Below are 24,268 nucleotides of genomic sequence, written 5' to 3'. Positions count from 1 at the left end.
ACTTGCCCCTATCGTGACAAAGGCTTGTGTCTGTCACGACAGGGGCTTTTGCCTGTCGGCCTGAACACTTGCATCTGTCACGACAGGGACATGTGTCTGTCAAAAAGAAAATCAAAACAATATCTTGCTTCTAACCGGCTGCTACAATACGGTTGTTTCTCCGGTCTCCGGGTCGAACATCTCCAGCTTGTATTTGTAAAGCTTGATTTCGGCCAGGGCGAAGTACAGTCCGCTGCCGTGAGGCTCGAGAACTTCGAACCATACATACTGCATCGGAGACGGAAGAACGTAACCCGGAGATTCCACTTCGCTGCCGCTTCCTTCGGGCATGCCTCTGAACTCGGCCACCTTATGCGCCGAGAACCCGGCCGGGTTGAAAGTGGTTCCGTCAAAGGTTTCGCTCACCCAAAGATTCATATTCTTCGGACGATTGTTGTTGTTGGCATGCGTACGGTTTTTGAAGAAGAAGCTCAATGCGCCGATTGCCTCGGGGGCCTTCATCACAATGTAATGCGGGAAAGGCTTGGGGCTGCTCCAACTCATGTGAAAATACGTGTTATAATTATTATCCACCAAGTTTGCAATTACGCCTTCGCCATAGAGCGGCTCGGGATTGCTGGCCCAGATTTGGGTTGCATCTATCTTCATTTGCTCCTTGGAGTCGGAAATTACTTTGATTTTCTTGGGCAACGCGAGCGACTCGGCAGTTATGGTACGCACTTCTCCTTCGCGTCCTTTGGCGGTTACGGGCATCAGCTTGAACTCGATGGCCCCGTAGCGCTTGAGCAAACCGTCAATGACGATGTGGTCGGCATAGACGCTGGCCAGGCGGATGTGCTCCTTGCCCGTGCCGGGATGCGTATAAGTGACCCGGATGTATTCGTAGTTGGCCGCTTCCGGAATCTTCCAGCTTATTTTGACGGCTCCTTCCTGCGGCTCGGCAGTGAGTGAAGAAGCTTCGATTGCCACGGGCTGCGGACCCATATCTTCTTTCTGGCAACCCGAAAGTGCAAGCAGCGCAATGGTCCCTGCAAAGGCATACAAAAATAAAGGTTTCATATCGTAAAATAGATTTAAGCGTTAATAACCGGGATTGTTCACAAGTTTGGGATTTCTGTTGACGTCATCGCTCGGTATGGGCAACAGATAGTTTTTCGGCGCCTCGAATTTGCGTTCGAAAGAGATTTCCCTGAGTTGTGCAAATTCGTCGATGTCGTTCCCCTCGATATTAAGTCCCTGAGCTTTCTTGCTGAAGGTTTCTTGGGCAATCATCCAGCGGCGCATATCCCAGAAGTTCTGATTTTCGAGATAAAGTTCTATCTGGCGTTCCCGGCGTACGATTTGGCGCAGTTTGTCCTTATTGAGTTCGGCCACGCCCTCCCATGATTTCTCTACGGTGGGAATGCCCGCACGCGTACGCACTTTGTTCAGGTAAGTCTTTGCGGCATCCGGTTCGTCCGTCTCCACGCATGCTTCGGCGTAACCCAGATAAAGGTCGGCCAAACGGATGACCGGCCATGGATATACCGTGCGGTTGGGGCCGCTTTTTCCCATCACCATGTTGGGGTCTGTACCTTTCTTATTGAGGTATCCGCCGGGAGAATAGTTGTTGGTGCGGTTCTTGCGCCCCTGATTGCCATCCTTGAAGAAGTTCAGGAGGACACGTCCCCGTTCGCTCATGTAACCGGGAATGGGGTATGCGTTGTCGGTTCCGTTCAGCACTTCGAAATATCCGCCATGAAAACCCACCCAGGCATAAAAGCGCGGTTCGCGGTTGAGGTTGAAGGCGATGGTCTTCTCTCCCTCCTTGCCATAGGCGGCATGGCCGGCGTCTATGCTGACAACCGCCAGCTTGTTGTCCGACTTGAATTCAGGGTCTTCATCCCACGGCAGTCCGTTCTTCGTATAGAAACGGTTCAGCATGGTCCACGTGAGCGACACACCGTTGGCACCTTGCTCCACGGAGGTTTTCGGCATACATTTCAGTTGTATGTCGTAGTAGCCTTCTCCCCGCGTGTCGGCAAACAACACTTCGGGGTTGGCTGCGCCTTTCCAGTCGAGGGTCAGGGTACGCATACGTCGCACGATGCCTTTCTCCGGGAACTTGTTTGCCGAGCCGTCTTCGCCCCGGTAGGCGTCGTTGACGTAGAGGCTGTGACCGTTGCTCTCGGCCAGCTTGATGGCTTCCATCAGTGCGTCGCGTGCTTTCATCCACTTCTGCGCGTCGTATGAGGCGGGCATCAACGCTACGCCTTCTTTATCTTTGAAACCGGCATACGCACTGTTTCCGTTGAACAGGGGCGAAGCGGCGTAGAGCAGCATTTTGGCCTTTACCGATTTGGCCATGATGCTGGTGGCCAATCCGTATTGGTTCTTTATGTCCCGCTTGGCAGGCAGGTCTTTGGCGGCTTCGTCAAGCAGGTCGCAAATCCAAGCCACACACTCGTCGTAAGGCACACGGGTGGGATATTCGGAGGCAAGAATGTCTGTCGACGGCGTTTCCTTAATCAGCAGGATGGGGCCGTAGGCACGCGAAAGCAGGAAGTGATAGTAGGCGATGAGGAACTTGGCCTGTGCCCGATAATCATTCTTCTCGGCATCCGTGGTGTCGGGAAACCTGTCTATTCTTTCCATGAACATGTAGCACTGGCGTATTCCCTGGAAGAAAGTATTCCAGTATGAGATGACCGGTGAGGAGGCCGAATAATTCCCTTTGGGGAAGGCGGCGAACGTTTCGTGCTCGAAAGCGGTTATCACCTCATCGCCCGTGAGCAGATCGAGACCTCCGGGCGTGTTGGACGGGTTGGGCAGATAGGCATAGCAGGAATACAGATAGTCGATACCGTTGTTGCGCCCCGCATACGTGTCGGTGTCCGTAGTCCGCTCGTCGGGCACTACGTCCAGAAAATCGCAAGATACACTGCATATCATGGCCAGTGTCAGGGCAAATATTTTGGATAATAATTTCATATATGTCTATATTTAAGGATGCAAAACTTATTTATCATTGAAGCGGACTTGCACACCTACGTTGAACGTGCGTTGCAACGGATACTTCATTCCGCTTCCTCCTCCCAGTTCAGGATCCCAGAGCTTGAAGCCGGAGAGCGTGAACAGATTGGTTACGCTTGCGTAAACGCGCATGCCCTTATAAGTATAACCCACTTCGAGGTTTTTCAGCTTCAGGAATGCGGCATTGCGCAGCCAATGCGTGGAGGTTTGCTGGTTGTTATTGTTGTAATAGTGCGTCAGACGCGGATAGCGGGCACGGTTGTTCTGGTTGTCTTTGCTCCAGTAGTCATCGGCTATCCATTGCAGCACGTTGCGCCTCTCTTGTGTGCCGAAGGGGTGAAAACCGCTCATCATGAGCGACACGTTGGCCTGGCCTTGGAAGAAGAGCGACAGGTCTACGTTTTTATACTTCATGGAGGGGCCGAAACCATATACGATTTCCGGAACATGGGGATGTCCTATTTCAATCCGGTCATCGGACGTTATCTTTCCGTCATACTTGCCGTCGGCATCGGGCTGGTCCACATACTTTATATCGCCCGGAGCAATGGTGATGTTGCCCAGCGTGGAAGTGGGGTTGTTGGCTATATCCGCTTCGTCGATGTAAAGGCCGTCGGCCACGTATCCCATGTAGGTGTTCAGCCGTCGACCCACTTGGCGCAGGGCGGGACGCAGGCCGGGAGCTTCGTCGTATTCGAGCACCCGGTTGCGGGCAAAGGTAAACGTGCCTCTGAACTGCAAGGAAAAGTCCTTGGTGATTTGTTTCCCGTAATCCATGGAGGCGTCGATACCCCAGTTCTTCACTTTGGCGTAGTTTCCGAAGATTTTCGTGTCGGCCGTTCCGAACGAGTTCGGGATGGATTGCTTTTGCTGGAAGATGTCGCTGCGTATTTCCTTGAAGGCGTCGATGGTGAGGTTCAGCGAGTTGAAGAACTGCAAGTCCACCCCGACGTTGTATTTCCGTCCTATCTCCCAAGTGATGTTGTCGTTTTGCAGGCGCGAATAGGTGGGGCCTTTGCGTTCGCCCGTCCGGGCGTCGTCGTAGCCGGTGATGTATCCGGGCGTATTGTTCAATGAAACGATGCCCATGTAGATGAAGCGTTCGCCACCGATCTGGTCGTTTCCTACCAATCCGTAAGAAGTGCGGATTTTGAAATTGGACACGATGGACTTGAGCGGAGTCCAGAAATTCTCTTCACTGACGTTCCATCCTGCCGACACGGAAGGGAAGAATCCGAAGCGGTGCCCCTTTGCGAAGTTTTCCGAACCGTTGTATCCGGCATTGACTTCGAACAAGTATCTGTTGGCATAATCGTAAGTGATACGTCCCGCAAAGCCGAGCTTGCGTTTGGGAAGCGAGCCTATCAGATTATTGTTGCCTATCACGTTATTGTTGTACTCGCTCATGTTGTATAGCAGCATGGCCGACACGTTGTGATTGCCGAACGAGCGATTGTAGTCGAAGTAGCTCTGGAAATAGTAGTTGCGGTCTCCGGCCACGCCCGATCCGGCATTCAGGTTCGGTTTGGAGGGGTTTCCGTCTACGGGAGTCTGTACATATACGGTGTTGCCTTCGGCGTCGGTTTCCACTCTTTCAAGGATGTATCTGTTGCCACCCTGATAGCGGAAATTCGTAGTCCGGCTCCAGTTCTTGAACGAGAAGAGCGCTTTGAAACCCAGTCCCTTGGTGATGAAGTCGAGTTTCTGTTCGTAGTTGAGGATGGACACAACGGTGCTCTCGAACATGTCCTTGTAGCCCGCAGTGGCCACCACCATGGGGTTTTCTATGGGGGTGGAGCCTATCCGTGTGCCTCCCCAATGATACCACGGGTCGCCGCCTTGCGGATACATGACGGGGAAGTCGACGGCGTTGTTCTGCATGATGGCGTTGAAGATGTTGCCCACTCCTCCGCCGCCGTCGCTGGCCGTAATGGGACCGTGCAGGCTGTTGAGCTGCACATTGAGGTTAAGCCCTATCTTGGCGGTCTTGGAGAGGTTGAAGTCGATGTTGTTCTGGAAGGCGTACTTCATGTAGTTGATGTTGTTGTCGAACGAGAAGAACTCCTTGCTGCGTCCTCTCAGCATACCGGTTTCGTGCACGGTGTTGACATTCATGAAGTAGGTGATTTTGCTTGTACCGCCGCGAACGTTGAAGTTGGCTTTCTGGTTGAACGTAGAGTTGTTGAACAGCTCGTTATACCAGTTTACGTTCGGGTACAGATAGGGGTCGAGCCCTTTCAGGGTTCCGTTGATTTTGTCTTCGGAATAGAGCAGGGCGTCGGTTCCTTGGTTGGTGACCGCTTCGTTGAACATGCGCATGAACGTGACGGGGCTTACCACTTGCGGCACGTTGATGGGCTTGTTCACATAGCCTTCCACACGCACGCTTATCACCGGTTTGTCGAGGTTGGCGCCGCTTTTGGTCTTGATGATGAGCACTCCGTTGGCACCGCGCGTACCATACATGGCCGAGGCCGTGGCATCTTTCAGCACCGAAAAGCCTTCGATTACTTCCGGGTCCAATGCGTCGAGGTCTGCTTTACTCACTTCCACGCCGTCGAGGATGATGAGCGGATTGGTGGCGCCGCTCATGGTGGAGACGCCGCGCACAAAGAAATTGGCTCCGTTGCTTCCCGGTTCGCCGCTTCGCTGATAGGCGATGACTCCCGAAAGGCGTCCGGCAAAGGCGGTGGAGAGGTTCGTTGCCGGCACTTTCAAGTCGCTGGGGCGCAGTGTCTGTATCGAACCCGTCATGGTGGCTTTTTTCTGACCCATGTTGAAGGCCGTCACCACCACTTCGCCCAGCGCGGTCGCGTCTTCCGACAGGGAGATGCTGAGTATCTTCCGGTTGCCTATTTTTACTTCTTGGGACAGGTAGCCGATGAAGCTGACCACCAGCACATCGTCGGGCGACACCGAAAGTTCGAATTTTCCGTCCACATCGGCTGTGACGCCGTAGGGGGGAGTGGCGTTCTTCACGAGCACGGAGGCACCGGTCAGCGGGTCGCCCGTCACGGCATCTACCACTGCGCCTATCACCTTGCTGCGGCGCGAAGATTGTTGCTTGGCATTTGTTCCGGCTTTCTTCGGAGAGGTAATGATTACGTTTTTTCCTTTTATGGTTACGTTGTAGCCCGCAAAAATGGTTTTGGCCGCCGTTTCCACGGTTGCGTTCTCTATGTTTACGCTGATTTTGCGCGAAACGTCTACATCGGCATTGTTGTACACAAATTTGTAGGTGGATTGTTTTTCGACTGCTCTTACGGCTTCTACTACCGTTGCGTTATCCAGCTTTAAGGTTATCGGCTTGTTTTGGGCCACGGCCTCTATGCTGAAGGCGGAGGCAAGCAAGCCTATGACAAGCAGGCACAATTGTGTGCAAAACGTTATTTTTTTGCAACAGAATGAAAAGTCGTTCTGTTTTCCTATGTAATTCATACTATTTATTTATTTTTGTTGAGTAATTAGCTTCCTCCTCTTGCGCTCTCTCGGTTTTGGGCAAGAGTGGAAGAAATAGTTAGAACGAGGGGCGGATAGGTGAAGGCATCCGCTCCTTATTTTTTTATGTATGCTTCGTTTTTATGTTTTCATAGGCATTCAGGTTTTAAGGGGTTATTATTCGATTGTTATTTCGTTGGTTCCGGTTTTTTCCCATGTCAGAGGCGTGATGCTCTGCAAGATGCTCAGGATGTCGTCCACGGTTTCATTGTCGAGCGTGAAAGATACCGGTGTGTCCAGCAGTTTCGGGCTGCACGTCTTGCACGAGATGCTTATGTTGTACCACTTGCCCAACTGGATAAACACGTCTCTGAGCGGCGTATTCTCGAACAGGAGATATTCTTTTCGCCAGTTGGTGTAGTCCGAAGCGTTCACCACTCTCATCTCCGTGGATTTCTCTTTTTTATTGTAGATAAGCTGGCGGTCGGGCTGCATTTCCAGTTTCCGGCCCGTCTCTTTCACCGTCACGTCGATCTTGCCCGTCTCCAATACGGCCTCGGCATGCGGCAGTTCTTTCCTGTCGGTGACTACGAAAGTGGTTCCGGACACTCTTACGGTCATCGTCGGCGTATTCACCGAGAAGGGTCTCTTCTTGTCTTTCCTCACGTCGAAGAAAGCTTCGCCCTTCAAAGCCACGTTGCGGCGCTTGCGGCCGAACTTCTTCGGATACGTCAGCTCGCTTCGGGCATTGAGCCAGACGATGGAGCTGTCCGGGAGGATGACCTCTTTCTTGCTGTCGCAAGTGGCAACGGTCAGCATCCGCTCGCCGAACGGGAGTCCGGCGTCCCACATCTGCAATCCCAGCAGCAAAAGAAGCACTGCCGCCGCCGAACTTGCCACCCACCGATACAGCTTGCGGCGTTTCTTTGCCTGCATTCGTGCAAAGAACATATTCGCCGCTTTCCGGGCCGATTCTCTGTCTTGAAGTTCGATGGTCGATTCTTCCCACACTTTCGCCATCTGCACAAAGTAGTCTTCGTTCTCTTTCGATGCCCTTACCCATTGCATAAGCGCGTCTTTCCCTTCCGGCGTGATATGGCCTTCCAGATAATTGGCGATGAGTACATTATAATCTGTCATATTCTGTTTCATAATACCTATTCTTTTACTGACTTTATCTATCACGACTCACAAAGAAAATACCCTACCTCATGATTGCAAATTATTTTATTAACACACCTATCCGCATAACGGTTACGCACCACGCACTCCCGTTCGCGAGAGCTTTCAGGAAAAGAAAAAACGTTACTTATCAGAGAATTTCCCTCCTCGCCCCGGCTTGCTATATAGATGTCACCGGCTGGAAATATAGATGCAGCACGCTCCATATATACATGCAGCACGGTGGAGATATATCTCCACCAAAACCCTCCTGCAAGTATCTCTCGCAAGGGATAAGCCCTCAAAAGGCATACAGTATAAATTATTAACAAAGAAAGGTTCTGATGAAGCAGAAAGCACGCATGCTTCGCCCGCCGGGAAGGAACATCGCCGGAAAGCTAAATGGCGGCATGCCGCTTCCTTGCGCAAAGCGTGTTAAATACAGTTAAAAATGGGGGGGGGGGTAAAAGAGAGTGAGAGTATCAAAGCCACAACAGGCATATATCCGTTCTGCAACAGATGGGTACGAATATCTTTGAGCGCTTTCGAAATGTGCTTTTCCACCGCCTTTACCGTGATGTTGAGTTTCTCGGCTATTTCTCGGTTCTTAAGATCATGATAACGGCTCATCATAAAAACCTCTTTACACTTATCAGGCAGAAGGGACACACAATGCGCTATTTCCTTTTTTATCTCATCCGTACTCAATTGCTCGTCCACGGTGAACGAAGTGAAAAGCAGGTTATCCAGATAAGAAACGTCGTCAGACAATTCTTTTCGGGCGTATTGGGATGATTTCAGCAGGTCGAGACAACGATGATAGGTCAATGTATAGAGATAAGATTTTATAGGGATAGAGACGTCTATCCGTTTTCTATTCTCCCAGCAGTGGGTAAAAACCTCTTGAACAATATCTTCGGCATGCGACATATCGCCGACGATACGCATGGCAAAGAGGCGCAGTACTTTATAGTAATCGGCGTATATACGTTCGAAACATGCTCTATCCATTGTAGAATTAAAAAGATTTACTCAATAAGATAAGTAACAAATAGCAAAATTAGCAAAAAATCTTCTGTTGCACACGAATCTGTTTGAAAAAACAAAAAGAGAACAACGGCCGGCCCTTCCGGTTTTGTTTACGGTTTGCTATTTTAAGGGGATAAATGTAGTGATTTAATTCGCCTTTTTACTACTTTTGCACCCATGAACGCAGAAAAACGTGTATTGCTGGGCATGAGCGGCGGGACAGACAGCTCCGTGGCAGCCATGAAATTGCAGGAGGCGGGGTATGAAGTCACCGGCGTGACGTTCCGTTTCTACGAGCAGAACGGGGCCACGGAGTATCTGGACGATGCACGCGCACTGGCGGCAAGGCTGGGAATAGAGCACATAGCCTACGACGCACGCGAGGTGTTCCGTTCGCGCGTCATCCGCTACTTCATCGACGAATACCTGTCGGGGCGCACACCCGTTCCCTGCATCGTATGCAACAACGAGCTGAAGTGGGCGCTACTGGCAAAAACGGCCGATGAAAAGGGAATTTATTGGATTTCTACCGGACACTACGTGCGCAAAGTGCAGCAAGGCGGAAAGTGGTACATAGCCCCTGCCGCCGACCGCGACAAAGACCAAACGTTTTTCCTTTGGGGCTTGAAGCAGGACATCCTGCGGCGCATGCTGCTGCCGATGGGCGACATTACCAAAAGCGAAGCGAGAAGATACGCCGCCGACCGGGGATTCCGGCACGTGGCAACGAAGAAAGACAGCATCGGCGTATGCTTCTGCCCGCTCGACTACCGTTCTTTCCTGCGCCGTGAGGTTGAAGAGTGCCCAAAAACTGCCCAACCGACAACAGTCCACTGCCCAAATAGTGCCCAAAAACTGCCCAAAAACTGCCTAAGCAGTGCCCAAAAACTGCCCGGAAAGGGGAAATTCATTGATGAGAAGGGCGATTTCTTGGGATGGCACGCAGGTTACCCCTTCTATACCGTAGGCCAACGGCGCGGATTGGGCATACACCTGAACCGTGCCGTCTACGTCAAAGAAACAAGGCCGGCGACCAACGAAGTGGTGCTTGCCCCGCTCTCCTCCCTCTATAAGCAAGAGATGCTGCTGAAAGAGTGGAACCTGACGGAGAACAGCCGCGTGCTGGATGCCGCCGAGGTGATTGTAAAGATACGCTACCGCAAACAAGCCAACCGCTGCAAGGTGAGCCTCACGCCGGAGGGACTGCTGCACGTCGGCCTCACCGAGCCTCTGGAAGCCATTGCTCCGGGACAAGCGGCCGCTTTTTACGATGAGAACGGCTTGCTGCTGGGCGGAGGAATCATTGTTTGAGGAGTAACGAAACAAGCCGACAGTGCAAAACGCTTGACAGCATCCCGACCAAGCACATAGATCGCCTTTTATTTGCGTTTATAAAACACATCTCCTATATTTGTCGTCGGAATATATCTTTTGAAACCCTACGCACCAGTCCAACGAAAAGACTCAGAGCAAGCAAAGGATCGAATCTTACGCATAGAAAGCATAAATAAAGGACAAAAAAGATGAGCAAAGACAAAGACCTGATGTTCTGCGCCGCAGACATCGTGAAGCGCGCCAAGATGGTGATGGACTTCCGCACCGACGCGCAACTGGCCGCCTGGCTGGGCATTTCGCGCTCCACCCTGAGCAACTGGGTGGCACGAAACAGTATCGACTTCCCGCTGGTGCTGGGCAAGCTGAAGCATGTGGATTACAACTGGCTGCTGACCGGTAAGGGAAAACCTTCCAATCGTACAAAGCGCATAGAGAGCGAACTGGTGCAGGGCGAACTGGAAATCCTTCACAATCCGAAAACAACCGAAGCCATGGACGACCGCAGCGTAACGCTCTACGACATCTCTGCCGCCGCCAACCTCAAGACCATGCTGGCCGACCGCCCACAGTATGCGCTGGGCAAGATAGTGATTCCCAATGTGCCCGTATGCGACGGTGCCCTCTACATCTCAGGCGACTCGATGTATCCCATCCTGAAGTCGGGCGATATCGTAGGCTTCAAGTCCATCCAGAGCTTCACCGACGTCATTTACGGAGAGATGTATCTCGTCTCCTTCAGTCTTGGAGGAGACGAATACCTGGCCGTGAAATACGTCAACCACTCAGAGCAGCCCGACTGCATCCGCCTTGTCAGCTACAACACGCACCACGACCCCATGGATTTGCCGCTGGCATCCATCAGCGCCATGGCCATCGTGAAATTCTCCATAAGGAAGAACATGATTATGTGATGCCTCACTCCATCTTCAGGACTCCGAAGAACTCCGGACAGTGGAAGTTGGGTTTCTCCAATCCGATGGGACTCCAAGAAAGGAAGTGCGGAGTGCGGAGCTTATCGCCGCATTTATAGAAGTTGGCACGGATGGCCTTTCCCTCCAGCGAGGTGATGTGATGCAGGAAGAAAGTGGTGTAGGGAATCACCAGCGCCACCTCCCAACTGCAATCTCCTACCCGCTCTTCAAAGTCCTCGCAACCCAGAGACGACCAACGTTGCACCTTGTCCATCACCTCCTGCGGGGCATGGCGGCGATTCTCGCGACCGACACCGGCACCCACAAGCAACGTACCCACGCAGTTGCATTCTACGTTGTAATACACCCCGTCATCGGCAGGTATGGAAAAGAACTCCACACAAGCATCTTCCCAAACGGGACCGTTGTCGTGTCCTGCCACCGCACGCACGCTCTCTTCTCTCACCTTGAAGTGGAGCAAGATTGCATCCTGCGTATAGGCTATGCGGAATTCTACATCGGGACGGTAAGGGAATGCGGACCAATTCACCGTGTTGACAGGCTGAAAAGCCACCTTTTCTTTATCCAGAAGGGCGGGCACCGATTCCACCGGTATGTTTGCCGCGCTCACCTTCTTCACGCTTAATTCTTTCATTCTATTCTTTTCGGGGGTTATGGCAGACAGCGACAGCACGCAAAGCGCCGCCGCCGTCAAGGTAAGATACTTTTTTCAGATACATGAGGCAATGAAGCTTTTCATTTCCGGCGTATGTTCTTCCGCACTTTGCAGCAGTTTGAACTGCGCCTTGGCACGCACGAGGTTGTGCTCCGGATAGCGGATTTTATAATAGGTGTCGCCGTTGATGTAGTCGGCCAAAAAGCGCACGCACTGCATGTAGGGGAACAGGGCGGCAGCATATGGCAGGTTCTCTATCTCAATAGGTAGCAAGAAGCTGCGGGCAGACTCCAGATAACCCTTGGTGAAAGCACGGAAGATATCCATGTTGAAATTCACATTCGTGAGGTTTGGGTCGTCTTCCAGACCGGTATTGGCGGCCGAACGGAGAAAGTCGCCGTAGTCGGAGAAAATGAAGCTGGGCATCACGGTGTCGAGGTCGATGACGCAAAGCACCGTGCCGTCCTCATCGAACATCATGTTGTTCACCTTCGTGTCGCAGTGGCACACGCGCTTGGGCAGACGTCCCTCACGGTGCAGACGCTCGGCCTTGCACATCTCGTCGGCACGCTTCTCCAGTTCGTCAAGCAACGGACGTACCTCCTTCACCCGTCCGGCGGCATCGACAGCCACGGCCTCTCGAAGCTGCTTCAGGCGGAATTCCATGTTGTGGAAGTCGGGGATGGTTTCGCCCAACGTGTCGGGGATATCGGCCAGCATCGCCTGAAAGTGGCCAAAGGCACTACCTGCATAATAGGAATACTCAGGATTGACGGTCTCGTAGGTTTTGGCACGGGGAATGAACACCATCATGCGCCAGTAGTTCTCGCCGTCGTGCCAATAGGTCTTGCCCGTATCAGTGGGGAGAAAATGCAGCACTTTGCGCTCGATGTCGGCTTCGCCTTGCTGCCCCAGCTTCTTGCGGATGTGACGGGTGACAGCCTCGATGTTGCCCTGCAACATATCCACATCGCGGAAGATGGCATGATTGACACGTTGCAGCACATAGTCCGGGGCATCCGCCTCGACGGTAGTCACTTTATACGTGTCGTTAATCAATCCCGAACCCAAAGGGTTGACAGTTCCGGTCGTTCCCTTCAATTGAAAATGAGATACAATAGATAAAAGGTGTTTCATAATGATTTATTTATTAATAAACTGTTTACTAAAATGTGCTTTCCGATTCATATCAGAGGCAAAAAAGTACGGCAAGCATACAAAATTATATATTTAAGCAGACATAGACGCTAAAACCGGACGACAAATAAGCCTTTATGCACAAAATATAACTATATTTGTGACAGAAACCTTAAAAAACATCCGAAAAGTGCGAAAGTTTACTACCCGGCTGCTGATTGTCCTATTGAGCATGGTTGCCATAACCCTGCAAGGGCAGAACATCACCTTCAACCATCTGACTACCGACGACGGACTGTCTCAATTCTCCGTAAACAGCCTTTACATCGACGAGAACGGTGTGCTGTGGATAGGAACCCGCGAAGGACTGAACCGCTACGACGGCAGGGAGATACAGACCTACAAACTGCGGAAGAACGACCCGCACAGCCTCTTCTGCAACACCGTGCTGCGTCTGGCCGGAAACCGCAACGGGAAAATCTACCTGCTCTGCACCGAAGGCGTCGCCGAGTTCAACCTCGCCACCCGGCGATTCACCACTCTGCTACAAGGAAACATCAACAGTATCTACTACAAAAATGCCCTTTTCATCGGTAAAAAGAACGAAATATACCGCTACAACGAGCAGACCGGGAATTTCGATCTGTACTATCAACTGGCGGGCAACAACCTCGAAATCTTCTGCATGCATCTGGACAAGGACTACCTGTGGATGGGAACTACCGACAGAGGTGTGTACCGCCTGAGACTGGCCGACAAGGAACTTACCCACCCCATACCGGAAGGAAACATCACCAGTATCTACTGCGACAGCCGGAACGAGTTGTGGATAGGAAGCTGGGAAGAGGGACTGCACCATGTGAAAACCGACGGAACAATCGAGACCTTTACTTACGATGACAAGAATCCGCACAGCCTCTCGTCCAACTTCGTCAGGGCATGTTGCGAAGACAATCTGGGCAACATCTGGATAGGAACTTTCAACGGGCTGAACCGATACGACAGGAGCACGGGACTGTTTCAGAACCACACCGCCGACGACGTCCGTAACGACGGGCTGACGCACTCCTCCATCTGGTGCATCGTGAAAGACAATCAGGGCACACTGTGGCTGGGCACTTACTTCGGAGGCGTCAACTACTTCAATCCGGAATACGAGATATACACCCGTTACACCTACTCGCCCACAGAGAAGAAAGGACTGAGCTATCCCGTGGTGGGACGCATGGTGGAAGATAAGCACGGTGACCTCTGGATAGGCACCGAAGGGGGCGGACTGAACCACTACAACCGACGTACGCACGAATTCAAATGGTTTCGCCCCGGAAACGGACCCAACAGCATTTCGCAAAACAACGTCAAGGCGCTCTATTACGACCCTTCCAAGGAGATTATCTGGATAGGGACGCATCTGGGCGGACTAAACAGACTGGACATCCGTTCGGGACGTTTCACCCACTACCGGGCCAAACCCGGCAATCCGGAGACGTTGCCCTCCGACATCATACGCGACATCGCTCCCTACCGGGACTCGCTGATTGTGGCTACCCAAAACGGCATCTGCCTCTTCAACCCCGCCGACGGGAAGTGCCGGCAACTCTTCACCGACAGCAAGGAGGGGAATAGAATCAAGATGGTGGCCGACATCACTTTCGACAAGAAAGGAACGCTTTGGATTGCGGCCACCGGCGAGGGTGTGTTCAGCTACCGCTTCGACAACGGACAACTGACGAACTACCGTCACGACCCCGCCACTCCGCACAGCCTCAGCAACAACAACGTGAACAACATCATGCAGGACGGCAAAGGACATCTGTGGTTCGCCACATCGGGCAGCGGACTGGACTTGTTCAGCCCCTCGACCGGCAACTTCGAGAACTTCGACCGGGCAAAGAACGGGCTTTCCAGCGACTGCATATACGAGGTGCGCGAGTCTCCCGTAAGCGAGCAACTGCTGCTCATCACCAACGAGGGCTTTTCCATCTTCGACCAGAGAAGCAAACGGTTCAGGAATTACAGTGCCGAGAACGGTTTCCCACTGACGGCCGTCAACGAAAACGCCCTCTGTGTGACCCGCGACGGCGAGATATTCCTCGGAGGAACGCAGGGCATGATTTCCTTCCACGAAATGGAGCTGAACTTCACGCCGAAACCCTACAACATCATCCTCTCGCGCCTCATCGTGAACGGTACGGAGATAGAGGTGGGAGACGAAACAGGCATCTTGCAGAAAGCCCTCCGCTTCACACGGGAGATTACACTGAACGCCGACCAATCGATGTTCAGCATCGAATTTGCCACCTCCAACTACGTGGCGGCCAACAAGGACGACATCATCTACAAATTAGAGGGATTCTCCGACGACTGGAACAGCACGCGCGGCCTTCACAACATCACCTACACCAACCTGAATGCCGGAACCTACACACTGCTTATCAAGCCCAACGGAAAGGACGAAAGCCTCTGCCCGCAAGTGGGCCTGACCATCCGCGTGCTGCCTCCCTACTACAAGACACCTCTTGCCTACCTACTCTACCTGCTGGTGACGGGAGGCCTGCTCTGGTATCTGGTGCGCACGTACAAGACGAGAATCAAGCTGCGCGAATCACTGAAGTACGAGCAGAAACACATACGTGATGTGGAGGCGCTGAACCAGTCGAAACTGCGCTTCTTCACCAACATATCGCACGAGTTCCGCACCCCGCTGACGCTCATCGTGGCGCAGGTGGAGGCACTGATGCAACTGCAGAACTTCACGCCCGGCATATATAATAAGGTATTAAGCATCTACAAAAACAGCATACAACTGCGCGAGCTTATCACCGAACTGCTGGACTTCCGCAAGCAGGAGCAGGGGCACATGAAGATAAAGGTCAGCCCGCACAACATCGTGGACTTCCTTTACGAGAACTACCTCCTCTTCCTCGAATACGCCTCGGCCAAGCAGATAGACTTCCGGTTTGAGAAAGAGACGGACGAGCTGGAGGTGTGGTACGACCAGAAGCAGATGCAGAAGGTGATAAACAACCTGCTGTCCAACGCCATCAAACACACCAAGGCCGAAGGCAGCATCACCCTTAGTATCAAGAGCGAGGAGAATCGCGCCATTATCCGTGTGACGGACACCGGAAGCGGCATCGAAGCCGGCGAGGTCGACAAAATCTTCGACCGCTTCTACCAGATAGACCCCACGGACAGCACCGATGCCGACAAAACAGGCACGGGCATAGGGTTGGCACTGACCAAGGGCATCGTGGAGCTGCATCACGGAACCATCCGCGTGGAAAGCGAACCGGGCAAGGGAGCCAGCTTCATAGTGAGCCTGCAACGGGGCAACGCGCAGTTCGACGAGGAGCAAATCAGCAGGAACCCCGACAACGTGCAACAGATAGAAGCGCCCGTGGCGGAGAACGACGCCCTGCTGAAAGCCGAATTGGAGGAGAACGCCCCCAACAAGCGTCTGCCCGACGCCACGATACTGATAGTGGAGGACAACGACTCCATCCGCCGGATGCTGGCAGCCCTCTTCAAGCCTTTTTACGAAGTGCTGACGGCTGCCGACGGCGAAGAGGGGCTGGAGCAGGTGCAAAGCCGTATGCCCCACATTGTGGTGAGCGACGTGGTGATGCCCCGCATGTCGGGCACGGAACTGTGCAAACGGATAAAGAGCGACTTCAACACCTGCCACATCCCCGTGGTGCTGCTCACGGCCCGCGCTGCCGTAGAGCAGAACATCGAAGGGTTGCGCATCGGTGCGGACGACTACATCACCAAGCCTTTCAACACCGGCCTGCTGATTTCGCGCTGCAACAACCTTGTGAACTCGCGCATCCTCCTGCAAGAGAAGTTCAGCAAGCAACCGCAAGCCACAGCCCGGATGCTGGCCACCAACCCCATCGACAAGGAGATTCTGGACCGTGCCACCGCCATCATCGAGCAGCATCTGGACGACACGGGCTTCAACGTCAATGTCTTTGCCCGCGAAATGATGATGGCGCGCACCAACCTCTTCACCAAGCTGAAAGCCATCACCGGCCAGACGCCGAACGACTTCATCCTCACCATCCGCCTGAAGAAGGGCGCACTGATGCTCCGCAACAACCCGGAGCTGAACGTCACCGAGATTTCGGATAAGATAGGGTTCAGCTCTCCGCGCTACTTCTCGAAATGTTTCAAGGAGGTGTATCAGGTGAGTCCGTTGGCATACCGCAAAGGAGAGTGAAGTAATTTCTTCTGTTTTTTGAGTAAAATTACAGAGCCTTGCGTCTGACGTGTCAGAGGTAAGACTTTGTCATGTCAAACACAGGACTCTGTCGCGTCAGACACAAGACTTTGTCGGGACAGACACAGGCCTTTGTAACAAAGGGGAGTATGTACTTTTTCTTTTGCTTGCCCAAAAGAAAAAGATACCAAAAAGAAAAGGCCCGGGCTAAGCCTCCGGCGCTACTCCGACACTGCCATTCGCAGACGGGGTTATAACTCGCTTCGCTCAAACAATCGCCCCTTACCTGCGCCTGACAGCGCCTCCGCTTTACGCGCCTGCGACTATGCCCTAGGTTGCGCGGTGAGGGCGTTTATACCTTTTTCTCACTAACATTATTTATAAGGAAGAATAGAACAAAACCATCACGCCGCATGTTTTCGGCCTCATCGCAGGGACGTTAAGCGGAGGAAGCCTTTTACGCGTTAAAAAGGGCAGACCTGTTTGAGCGAAGCGAGTTTTCTGTCCTTTAGTGTAAAAGGTTTTCGGAGTGGCCCCGGAGGTGCAGCCTTGATTTTTTCTTTTGTATCAAGACAAAAGAAAGTACATCCGCTTTTTGTACGTTTTTACCTCTTCCCCGTACTTCCTTGTACGTCCGGAATCCACAAATCCCTTACCTTTGCCTGCCGAATCAGAATCTTAACACAAAGAACTATGAAGCAATTCTCCCCCTTATGGTCTTTAATACCCGGTGCCGTCTTGGCAACGGGATGCGGAAGCCGCCCGAAAGGCGAAGCCACCGACCACTCCCGGCAAAAGCCGAACGTGGTCTACCTGATTGCCGATGACCTCGGCATCGGCGACCTGAGCTGCTATGGCGCTACCAAAGTCAGCACGCCCAACATCGACCGTCTGGCCGGACAAGGCATGCAGTTCACCAACGCATACGCCACTTCCTCCACCAGCACGCCCTCGCGCTTCGGACTGCTGACGGGCATGTATCCGTGGCGGCAGCAGAACACCGGCATTGCTCCGGGTAATTCGGAACTCATCATCGACACCGCCTGCGTCACCATGGCCGACCTCTTCAAGGAAGAAGGCTATGCCACAGCCGCCGTGGGCAAGTGGCACCTTGGGCTGGGGCCGAAGGGCGGAACCGACTTCAACCGCCTCATCAAGCCGAACACGCACGATATCGGTTTCAATTACGAATACATCATCCCCGCCACGGTAGACCGCGTGCCCTGCGTGTTCGTGGAGAACGGACGCGTCGTGGGCCTCGACCCCGACGACCCCATCACCGTGAGCTACGAGCATAAAGTGGGCAACCGCCCCACCGGACTGGAAAACCCCGAACTGGTGAAGATGAAACCCAGCCAAGGACACAACAATACCATCATCAACGGCATCCCGCGCATCGGCTGGATGGCAGGCGGAGAATCAGCCCTCTGGACGGACGAAGACATTGCCGATGTGATTACCGCCAAAGCCAAAGACTTCATCAGCACCCACAAGAACGAGCCTTTCTTCCTCTATATGGGCACGCAGGACGTGCACGTGCCCCGCGTGCCTCACCCCCGTTTTGCAGGGAAGAGCGGCCTGGGTCCTCGCGGAGACGTCATCCTGCAACTGGACTGGACGGTGGGAGAAATCATGCGCACGCTGGACAGCCTGAACATTGCCGACAACACCATCTTTGTGCTTTGCAGCGACAACGGACCCGTGATTGACGACGGCTATCAGGACCAAGCCCTCGAACTGCTGAATGGGCACACCCCGATGAAGCACTACCGTGGCGGAAAGTACAGCGCTTTCGACGCCGGCACACGCATCCCCTTCATCGTGCGCTGGCCCTGCGGCATCAAGCCGGGAAAACAACAGGCACTCTTCTCGATGATAGACGTGTATGCCTCGTTCGCCGCCCTGCTGAACCATCCGTTGCCTCCGGGCATCGCCCCCGACAGCCGCGACCGGCTGGGCACTTTTCTGGGTACGGACACTGCCGGATGTCCCTACATCGTGCAGCAAAACCTGAACAGCACCCTCTCCATCGTTCAGGGAGACTGGAAGTACATAGAACCCAGCGACAAACCTGCATTGGAATACTGGACGCGGATGGAGATGGGCAACGCCCCCACTCCCCAACTGTACTGCCTTTCGGCCGACCCGTCGGAGAAAGAGAATGCCGCGGCAACCCATCCCGAAAAGGTGAAAACCCTCTCCACTCTGCTGGAGGAAGTGAAACAGGGAAAGAATCAAGCCGAAAGAAGATGACGAAGCACGGAACGCCGCACCCGTTATGTACGAATTCGTACTATTTGCGAACGATTGACTAACACCCCTGCATCGCCTTTCTTTTACCTTTGTTTTCCCATCCGGCAGGAAGAGCGGATGGGAAAACAAAGAACAACCTTTATTAATAACTAACAAATTAATATGTATGAAACAAAGAGTAACCTTATTCTTATTGCTGACCCTATTCTGCTCCGTATTGTCCATACAGGCACAGACGGGTGGTCAAGTTACGGGTAAAACGGTAGACACGATGGGAGAACTTCCCGGTGTAAGTGTCGCCGTCAAAGGAACCGCCAACGGAACCGTGACCGGGCTCGACGGCTCTTTCAAGCTCAACAACGTGAAGCCCACCGATGTCTTGCAATTCTCCTTTGTAGGCTATAAGACTCAGGAAATCAAAGTAGGAAACCGGAAAGTATTCAACATCACCATGCAGGAAGACGCGCAAGCCCTCGAAGAGGTGGTGGTAGTGGCCGTGGGCTACGGCGACGTGAAACGCCGCGACCTGACCGGCTCCATCGGCAAGGCCAACATGAGCGACCTGACGAAGACACCCGTAAACAACGTGACCGAAACGCTGGGCGGACGCATTGCCGGTGTACAAGTATCGTCCACAGACGGTGGTCTGGGCGACAATTACAGCATCGTGATTCGCGGCGCAGGCTCTCTGACCCAAAGCACCGCCCCGCTCTACGTCATCGACGGTTTCCCCAGCGAAACATCGGGCATGAGCGCCCTCAACCCCAACGACATCGAATCCATCGACGTGCTGAAAGACGCTTCGGCCACCGCCATCTACGGTTCGCGCGGAGCAAACGGCGTTGTCATCATCACCACCAAGAAAGGCAAGGCAGGAAAAGCCACGCTTACATACAACGGCAGTGTCACCATGAGCAACGTGAAGAACCCCATGAACCTGATGAACGGTTACGACTTCGTCAACCTGCAAAAAGAAATCATGGAAGGCAATACAAAGGAGGTAGACGGACAGACTGTTGACGAGTTTACCTACTTTTATCTGAAAGACGGCATCACGCTCGACGATTACAAAAAATTCAAAAGCTACGACTGGCAAGACGAAATCTACCGCACTGCCGTCAGCCACAACCACCACATGGCTCTGAGCGGAGGAAGCGACAAGATGAACTACTCCGCATCGCTCTCTTACAGCAACCAACAGGGTGTCATCATCAATTCAGATCTCTCCCGTTATCAGGGTCGCTTCAACTTCAGTCAACGAATCAACAAGCGGATAAAAATAGACGCTAATGCCAACTTTGCAAGCAACGTGCAGAGAGGTTCCAATCCTTCGTCTGCCACTTCAGGCCTCACCAACTCGCTGATGTATAGCGTATGGGGATACCGGCCGGTTTCTCCCTCCGGCTCCGACCTCCTTGCCGAACTGTATGACGACGACATCGACATGAGCAACGACTACCGCTTCAACCCCGTATTGTCTGCCCGCAACGAATACCGGCGCAACACCACCGACCACCTGCAAGCCAACTTGGGCGTGGAATGGGAAATCATCAAGAACCTGAAGTTCAAGACCACCGCCGGATACACCGGACGCGACATAAAAAGAGAAGAGTTCAACGGAAGCCAAACCCGCACCGGAAACACACATCCGAAGAACACGCAAAGCAAGGGCATCAACGCCTTCCTTGAACAGGCTCAGATGCGTAACTACCTGAACGAAAATACGCTGACTTACGTTTACAAGAAGAAGAAGCATAACCTGAATGCTTTGGCGGGTGTCACATTCCAAAAATACACCAGCTATAAGAGTTCCATCACCCAAGAGGAAATCACCAACGAGAGCTTCGGCATGTCCGGCATCGGGAAGAGTTCGGCAACGCCCGTCGTAAAAGCCTCGCAGGGAGAAAACGCCATGGTGTCTTATCTGGGACGCGTTCACTACAACTACGCTTCCAAGTATTACCTCACAGCTTCCATGCGTACCGATGGCTCATCCAAGTTTGCTCGCCAGAATCGTTGGGGATACTTCCCCTCGGGTTCGCTGGCATGGGCATTCGGACGCGAAAAGTTCATCACGCAGGCACTGCCTTGGCTGTCCAACGGTAAACTGCGAACCAGTTGGGGACTCACGGGAAACAACCGTATCGGCGACTTCGACTATATGGCGCAGCTCGTCACCAGCTCCGACGTTTACAAATATCCTTGGAACAGCACCTTCCACCCCGGCTATGTGCTCGGCTCCATGGCCAATGAAAAACTGAAATGGGAAACCACCGAACAATACGACTTCGGCCTGGACCTCGGATTCTTCGACGGACGCATCAACCTGACGCTCGACTACTACATCAAAACCACCAAAGACCTGCTGCTGAAAGCCGACGTTCCGGCAAGTTCGGGTTATTCGAGCGCAACCTTGAACGTGGGCAAACTACGCAACCAAGGTTTAGAGGTGACGCTGGAAACCACCAACGCCAAGACAAAGAACTTCACGTGGACATCATCTTTCAATATCGCCTTCAACAACAACAAGATTCTGGAACTCAACGACGGACAGGAAAGCATGATAAGCTACATCAACTGGGATAATAAATACCGCACGATGCCCGCCTACATCAGCAAGAAAGGAGAGGCGGCCGGAAAGATGTACGGCTTCGTCTACGATGGAACGTACAAGTACGATGACTTCAACACCTCAACAGATGCCAACGGCAACACAACCTACAAGTTAAAAGACAACGTGCCCCGCATAGCCAACAATGTGCAACCGGGTGACCCCAAATACAAGAAACTGACCAACGACGGCACCAATAAGATTACCGATGCCGACCGTACCGCCATCGGCAACGGACATCCCAAGCACACCGGAGGTTTCAATAACAACTTCACCTATAAGAACTGGGACCTGAACATCTTCATGCAGTGGAGCTATGGCAATGATATACTGAACGCCAACCGCATGATATTCGAGAACCCGCAAAGCAGGAAGAATGCCAACATGTTTGCTTCCTACAACAACCGTTGGACGGCCGAAAATCCCAACAGCAACATGCCGCGCGCCAAAGCCATCGGCTCTGAATATTACAGTTCGCTGTACATAGAAGACGGTTCATACCTGAAGCTGAAAACTATCTCGTTAGGATATAACTTTACCCGCAGGACATTACGCCCATTGGGCATCAGTGCCGCCAGAATCTTCGCTTCGGCCGAGAACATCGCAACCATCACCGGTTACTCCGGTTCCGACCCCGAAGTATCCACACGCAACAGCGTGCTGACTCCCGGTTTCGACTGGTCGGCCTATCCGCGTTCGTTCAACGCTTCGCTGGGCGTCAACATCACTTTCTAACCACCTGTAATCAAGACAATGAAATATGAAAAGTATCAATAGCATCTTCAAAAAGATTTGTGTCCTCACCATTGCCGCATCTATGGCCGGTTGCGACATGCTCGACACCAAACCTTACGATTTTGTGGCCCCCGAAACATTCTACAAAAACGAAACGGACTGCAGCATGGCTCTTGCCGGCATATACTGGACAATGGCCACCGAGAACGTGTACGGCAACCGCTACTCGTGCATGTTGTCCAACGTCGACGACCTGAGCTACTACTACCGTCAGAACCAGACGGGAGCCGTATTTGCCAATGCGCACAACACCGGCAACACCGACTTGTGGTACACGTGGACATCGCTCTACTCTGGCATCAACAATGCCAACGTGCTGCTCGACCATATCGACAATGCCGACATCTCCGACGGAAAGACAAAACAACGCATCAAAGGAGAGGCCAAGTTTCTGCGTGCCTATTATCACTTCCTGCTAGTACAAGGATGGTACGAAGTGCCCATCCGCAAAACAGCCGTGACCGACATTGCAACCGGTAGCCTGAAGGGAACTCCTCATGCCGAAGCGCTGGACTGGATTATCCAAGAAATGGAAGATTGTATTGACATGGTGGATAACAGCAGTTACGACTTGTCTCCGTCGCACGTGAAAAAGACTGTGGTGGAAGGAATCCTTGCACGCGTATGCTTGTGGCGCGCAGGCGAACCGTCAAATGGCGGAAAGCCCTTTTATGAAAAGGCCGCACGGCATGCCAAGAACGTCTGCGACTCTCAAAAGCACAAACTGAACCCCGACGTATCCGAATTGTGGAAATCCTTGAATTCCGACCGTTATGACAAAGTATACAACGAAAGCATGTGGGAAGTGGAATTCATCGGCACTCGCAATGACGGAAACTACACCGAAAGCCGCATCGGAAACGTCATCGGCAACCTGCAAGAAAACTCCTCTCCCACAGGTGCGGGATATACGTATGCTTTCTATGCGGGCAGCCTCATCCTTTGGGACCTGTTCGACGAGAAAGATACTCGCCGCGACTTGTCCATGGCTCCTTACAAGCTGAACAACAAAGACGTGCAAGTGGCATGGAAAAAAGGCCAAATCACCGACCGCCGTTGTGGCAAGTATCGCCGCGAATGGGAAACCAGCAATCCCAAGCACAAGAACTATACGCAAGAGAACTACTGCCTCCTGCGCTATGCCGACGTGCTGCTTATGTTGGCCGAAGCCGAGAACGAAGCACACCAAGGTCCTACGGAGTTGGCTTACAACTGCATCAACGAAGTACGCAAGCGTGCCGGTATCAGCGAAGTGAAAGGCCTTTCGTTCGCCGATTTCCGCAAGCTCGTTCAAGACGAACGCGGCAGGGAACTTTGTTTCGAGTCGCTGCGTAAGTACGACCTCGTGCGTTGGGGTATCTACTACAAGACCATCAAGGAAAGCCTCGGCACTGCCGTGAAAGATCCGCGCTGGTCTACCGCCAACAACGCCAAGGGAGCTGCGCAATACGTAGGCAACACGGAAGAGAAGCACCAGTTCCTCCCTATTCCCACCAAAGAATTGGGTGTAAACACCAAATTAGAGCAGAACAAGTATTGGAAATAAAGAACCGACGACACAACGATTCTAACCTTATACAAAAAGACCTTAATCATTTTGTGAAAGAAGATGCGTAAGAACATCTTCGTACTCCCCCAAGGCACGGACTACACAGCTCTCATAAATTTAGACCATACTAACCGAGTGA

13 protein-coding genes are annotated in these 24,268 nt (G+C 52.7%); 6 read left to right on the top strand and 7 right to left on the bottom strand.

Annotated features, from left to right (window positions below):
- Positions 1–141: 141 nt before the first annotated feature.
- From EV202_RS00635 to EV202_RS00615, 5 genes are all read right to left on the bottom strand, one after another.
- Positions 142–1,059 (bottom strand): DUF4959 domain-containing protein, encoded by a 918-nt coding sequence (locus EV202_RS00635; RefSeq protein WP_131924616.1) that lies wholly within the window; start codon positions 1,057–1,059, stop codon positions 142–144.
- Positions 1,060–1,080: 21 nt separating this feature from the next.
- A complete protein-coding gene (locus EV202_RS00630) occupies positions 1,081–2,970 on the bottom strand; it encodes a RagB/SusD family nutrient uptake outer membrane protein (RefSeq protein WP_131924614.1) in 1,890 nt (629 codons plus the stop codon).
- Between the two features lie 27 nt (positions 2,971–2,997).
- The gene (locus tag EV202_RS00625) at positions 2,998–6,450 is read right to left on the bottom strand and encodes a TonB-dependent receptor (RefSeq protein WP_131924612.1); all 3,453 of its coding nucleotides are present in this window, start codon (positions 6,448–6,450) and stop codon (positions 2,998–3,000) included.
- 177 nt (positions 6,451–6,627) lie between these two features.
- Positions 6,628–7,602: a FecR family protein gene (locus EV202_RS00620; RefSeq protein WP_131924610.1), complete on the bottom strand. Its 975-nt coding sequence runs from the start codon at positions 7,600–7,602 to the stop codon at positions 6,628–6,630.
- Between the two features lie 444 nt (positions 7,603–8,046).
- Positions 8,047–8,622 carry an RNA polymerase sigma-70 factor gene (locus EV202_RS00615; protein WP_131924603.1) on the bottom strand — a complete coding sequence of 192 codons (576 nt, stop codon included), beginning with the start codon at positions 8,620–8,622 and terminating at the stop codon, positions 8,047–8,049.
- A 195-nt stretch (positions 8,623–8,817) separates the two neighbouring features.
- Here EV202_RS00615 and mnmA point away from each other — a divergent pair, with 195 nt between their 5' ends.
- Positions 8,818–9,951 carry a tRNA 2-thiouridine(34) synthase MnmA gene (gene mnmA / locus EV202_RS00610; protein ID WP_131924601.1) on the top strand — a complete coding sequence of 378 codons (1,134 nt, stop codon included), beginning with the start codon at positions 8,818–8,820 and terminating at the stop codon, positions 9,949–9,951.
- 212 nt (positions 9,952–10,163) lie between these two features.
- Positions 10,164–10,886: a LexA family transcriptional regulator gene (locus EV202_RS00605; RefSeq protein WP_106069657.1), complete on the top strand. Its 723-nt coding sequence runs from the start codon at positions 10,164–10,166 to the stop codon at positions 10,884–10,886.
- Between the two features lie 4 nt (positions 10,887–10,890).
- On the opposite strand, the gene EV202_RS00600 is transcribed toward EV202_RS00605, so the two are convergent.
- Both EV202_RS00600 and EV202_RS00595 read right to left on the bottom strand, forming a co-directional pair.
- Entirely contained in the window at positions 10,891–11,541 is a 651-nt protein-coding gene (locus EV202_RS00600; RefSeq protein ID WP_131924599.1) for a carbohydrate-binding family 9-like protein, read from the bottom strand.
- Positions 11,542–11,616: 75 nt separating this feature from the next.
- A complete protein-coding gene (locus tag EV202_RS00595; RefSeq protein ID WP_131924597.1) occupies positions 11,617–12,699 on the bottom strand; it encodes a phosphotransferase enzyme family protein in 1,083 nt (360 codons plus the stop codon).
- Between the two features lie 232 nt (positions 12,700–12,931).
- On the opposite strand from EV202_RS00595, the gene EV202_RS00590 reads away from it, so the two are divergent.
- From EV202_RS00590 to EV202_RS00575, 4 genes are all read left to right on the top strand, one after another.
- Positions 12,932–16,921 (top strand): hybrid sensor histidine kinase/response regulator transcription factor, encoded by a 3,990-nt coding sequence (locus EV202_RS00590; RefSeq protein ID WP_207903425.1) that lies wholly within the window; start codon positions 12,932–12,934, stop codon positions 16,919–16,921.
- Between the two features lie 693 nt (positions 16,922–17,614).
- A complete protein-coding gene (locus EV202_RS00585; RefSeq protein ID WP_131924593.1) occupies positions 17,615–19,174 on the top strand; it encodes a sulfatase family protein in 1,560 nt (519 codons plus the stop codon).
- 166 nt (positions 19,175–19,340) lie between these two features.
- Positions 19,341–22,520 (top strand): SusC/RagA family TonB-linked outer membrane protein, encoded by a 3,180-nt coding sequence (locus EV202_RS00580; RefSeq protein WP_131924591.1) that lies wholly within the window; start codon positions 19,341–19,343, stop codon positions 22,518–22,520.
- A 25-nt stretch (positions 22,521–22,545) separates the two neighbouring features.
- Positions 22,546–24,126, top strand: a complete 1,581-nt coding sequence (locus tag EV202_RS00575) for a RagB/SusD family nutrient uptake outer membrane protein (RefSeq protein ID WP_131924589.1) — start codon at positions 22,546–22,548, stop codon at positions 24,124–24,126.
- The last annotated feature ends 142 nt before the right edge of the window (positions 24,127–24,268 follow it).

This window comes from Prevotella heparinolytica, assembly GCF_004342845.1.
Taxonomy (GTDB): domain Bacteria; phylum Bacteroidota; class Bacteroidia; order Bacteroidales; family Bacteroidaceae; genus Bacteroides; species Bacteroides heparinolyticus.
Note: the sequence above shows the minus strand (reverse complement) of the source record. Positions and strands in the feature narration are given on the sequence as shown.

Excerpts from the sequence above, each read along its gene's own strand:
- EV202_RS00635 (WP_131924616.1), bottom strand. The coding sequence starts at position 1,059 with ATGAAACCTTTATTTTTGTATGCCTTTGCAGGGACCATTGCGCTGCTT.
- EV202_RS00630 (WP_131924614.1), bottom strand. The coding sequence starts at position 2,970 with ATGAAATTATTATCCAAAATATTTGCCCTGACACTGGCCATGATATGC.
- EV202_RS00625 (WP_131924612.1), bottom strand. The coding sequence starts at position 6,450 with ATGAATTACATAGGAAAACAGAACGACTTTTCATTCTGTTGCAAAAAA.
- EV202_RS00620 (WP_131924610.1), bottom strand. The coding sequence starts at position 7,602 with ATGAAACAGAATATGACAGATTATAATGTACTCATCGCCAATTATCTG.
- EV202_RS00615 (WP_131924603.1), bottom strand. The coding sequence starts at position 8,622 with ATGGATAGAGCATGTTTCGAACGTATATACGCCGATTACTATAAAGTA.
- mnmA (WP_131924601.1), top strand. The coding sequence starts at position 8,818 with ATGAACGCAGAAAAACGTGTATTGCTGGGCATGAGCGGCGGGACAGAC.
- EV202_RS00605 (WP_106069657.1), top strand. The coding sequence starts at position 10,164 with ATGAGCAAAGACAAAGACCTGATGTTCTGCGCCGCAGACATCGTGAAG.
- EV202_RS00600 (WP_131924599.1), bottom strand. The coding sequence starts at position 11,541 with ATGAAAGAATTAAGCGTGAAGAAGGTGAGCGCGGCAAACATACCGGTG.
- EV202_RS00595 (WP_131924597.1), bottom strand. The coding sequence starts at position 12,699 with ATGAAACACCTTTTATCTATTGTATCTCATTTTCAATTGAAGGGAACG.
- EV202_RS00590 (WP_207903425.1), top strand. The coding sequence starts at position 12,932 with ATGGTTGCCATAACCCTGCAAGGGCAGAACATCACCTTCAACCATCTG.
- EV202_RS00585 (WP_131924593.1), top strand. The coding sequence starts at position 17,615 with ATGAAGCAATTCTCCCCCTTATGGTCTTTAATACCCGGTGCCGTCTTG.
- EV202_RS00580 (WP_131924591.1), top strand. The coding sequence starts at position 19,341 with ATGAAACAAAGAGTAACCTTATTCTTATTGCTGACCCTATTCTGCTCC.
- EV202_RS00575 (WP_131924589.1), top strand. The coding sequence starts at position 22,546 with ATGAAAAGTATCAATAGCATCTTCAAAAAGATTTGTGTCCTCACCATT.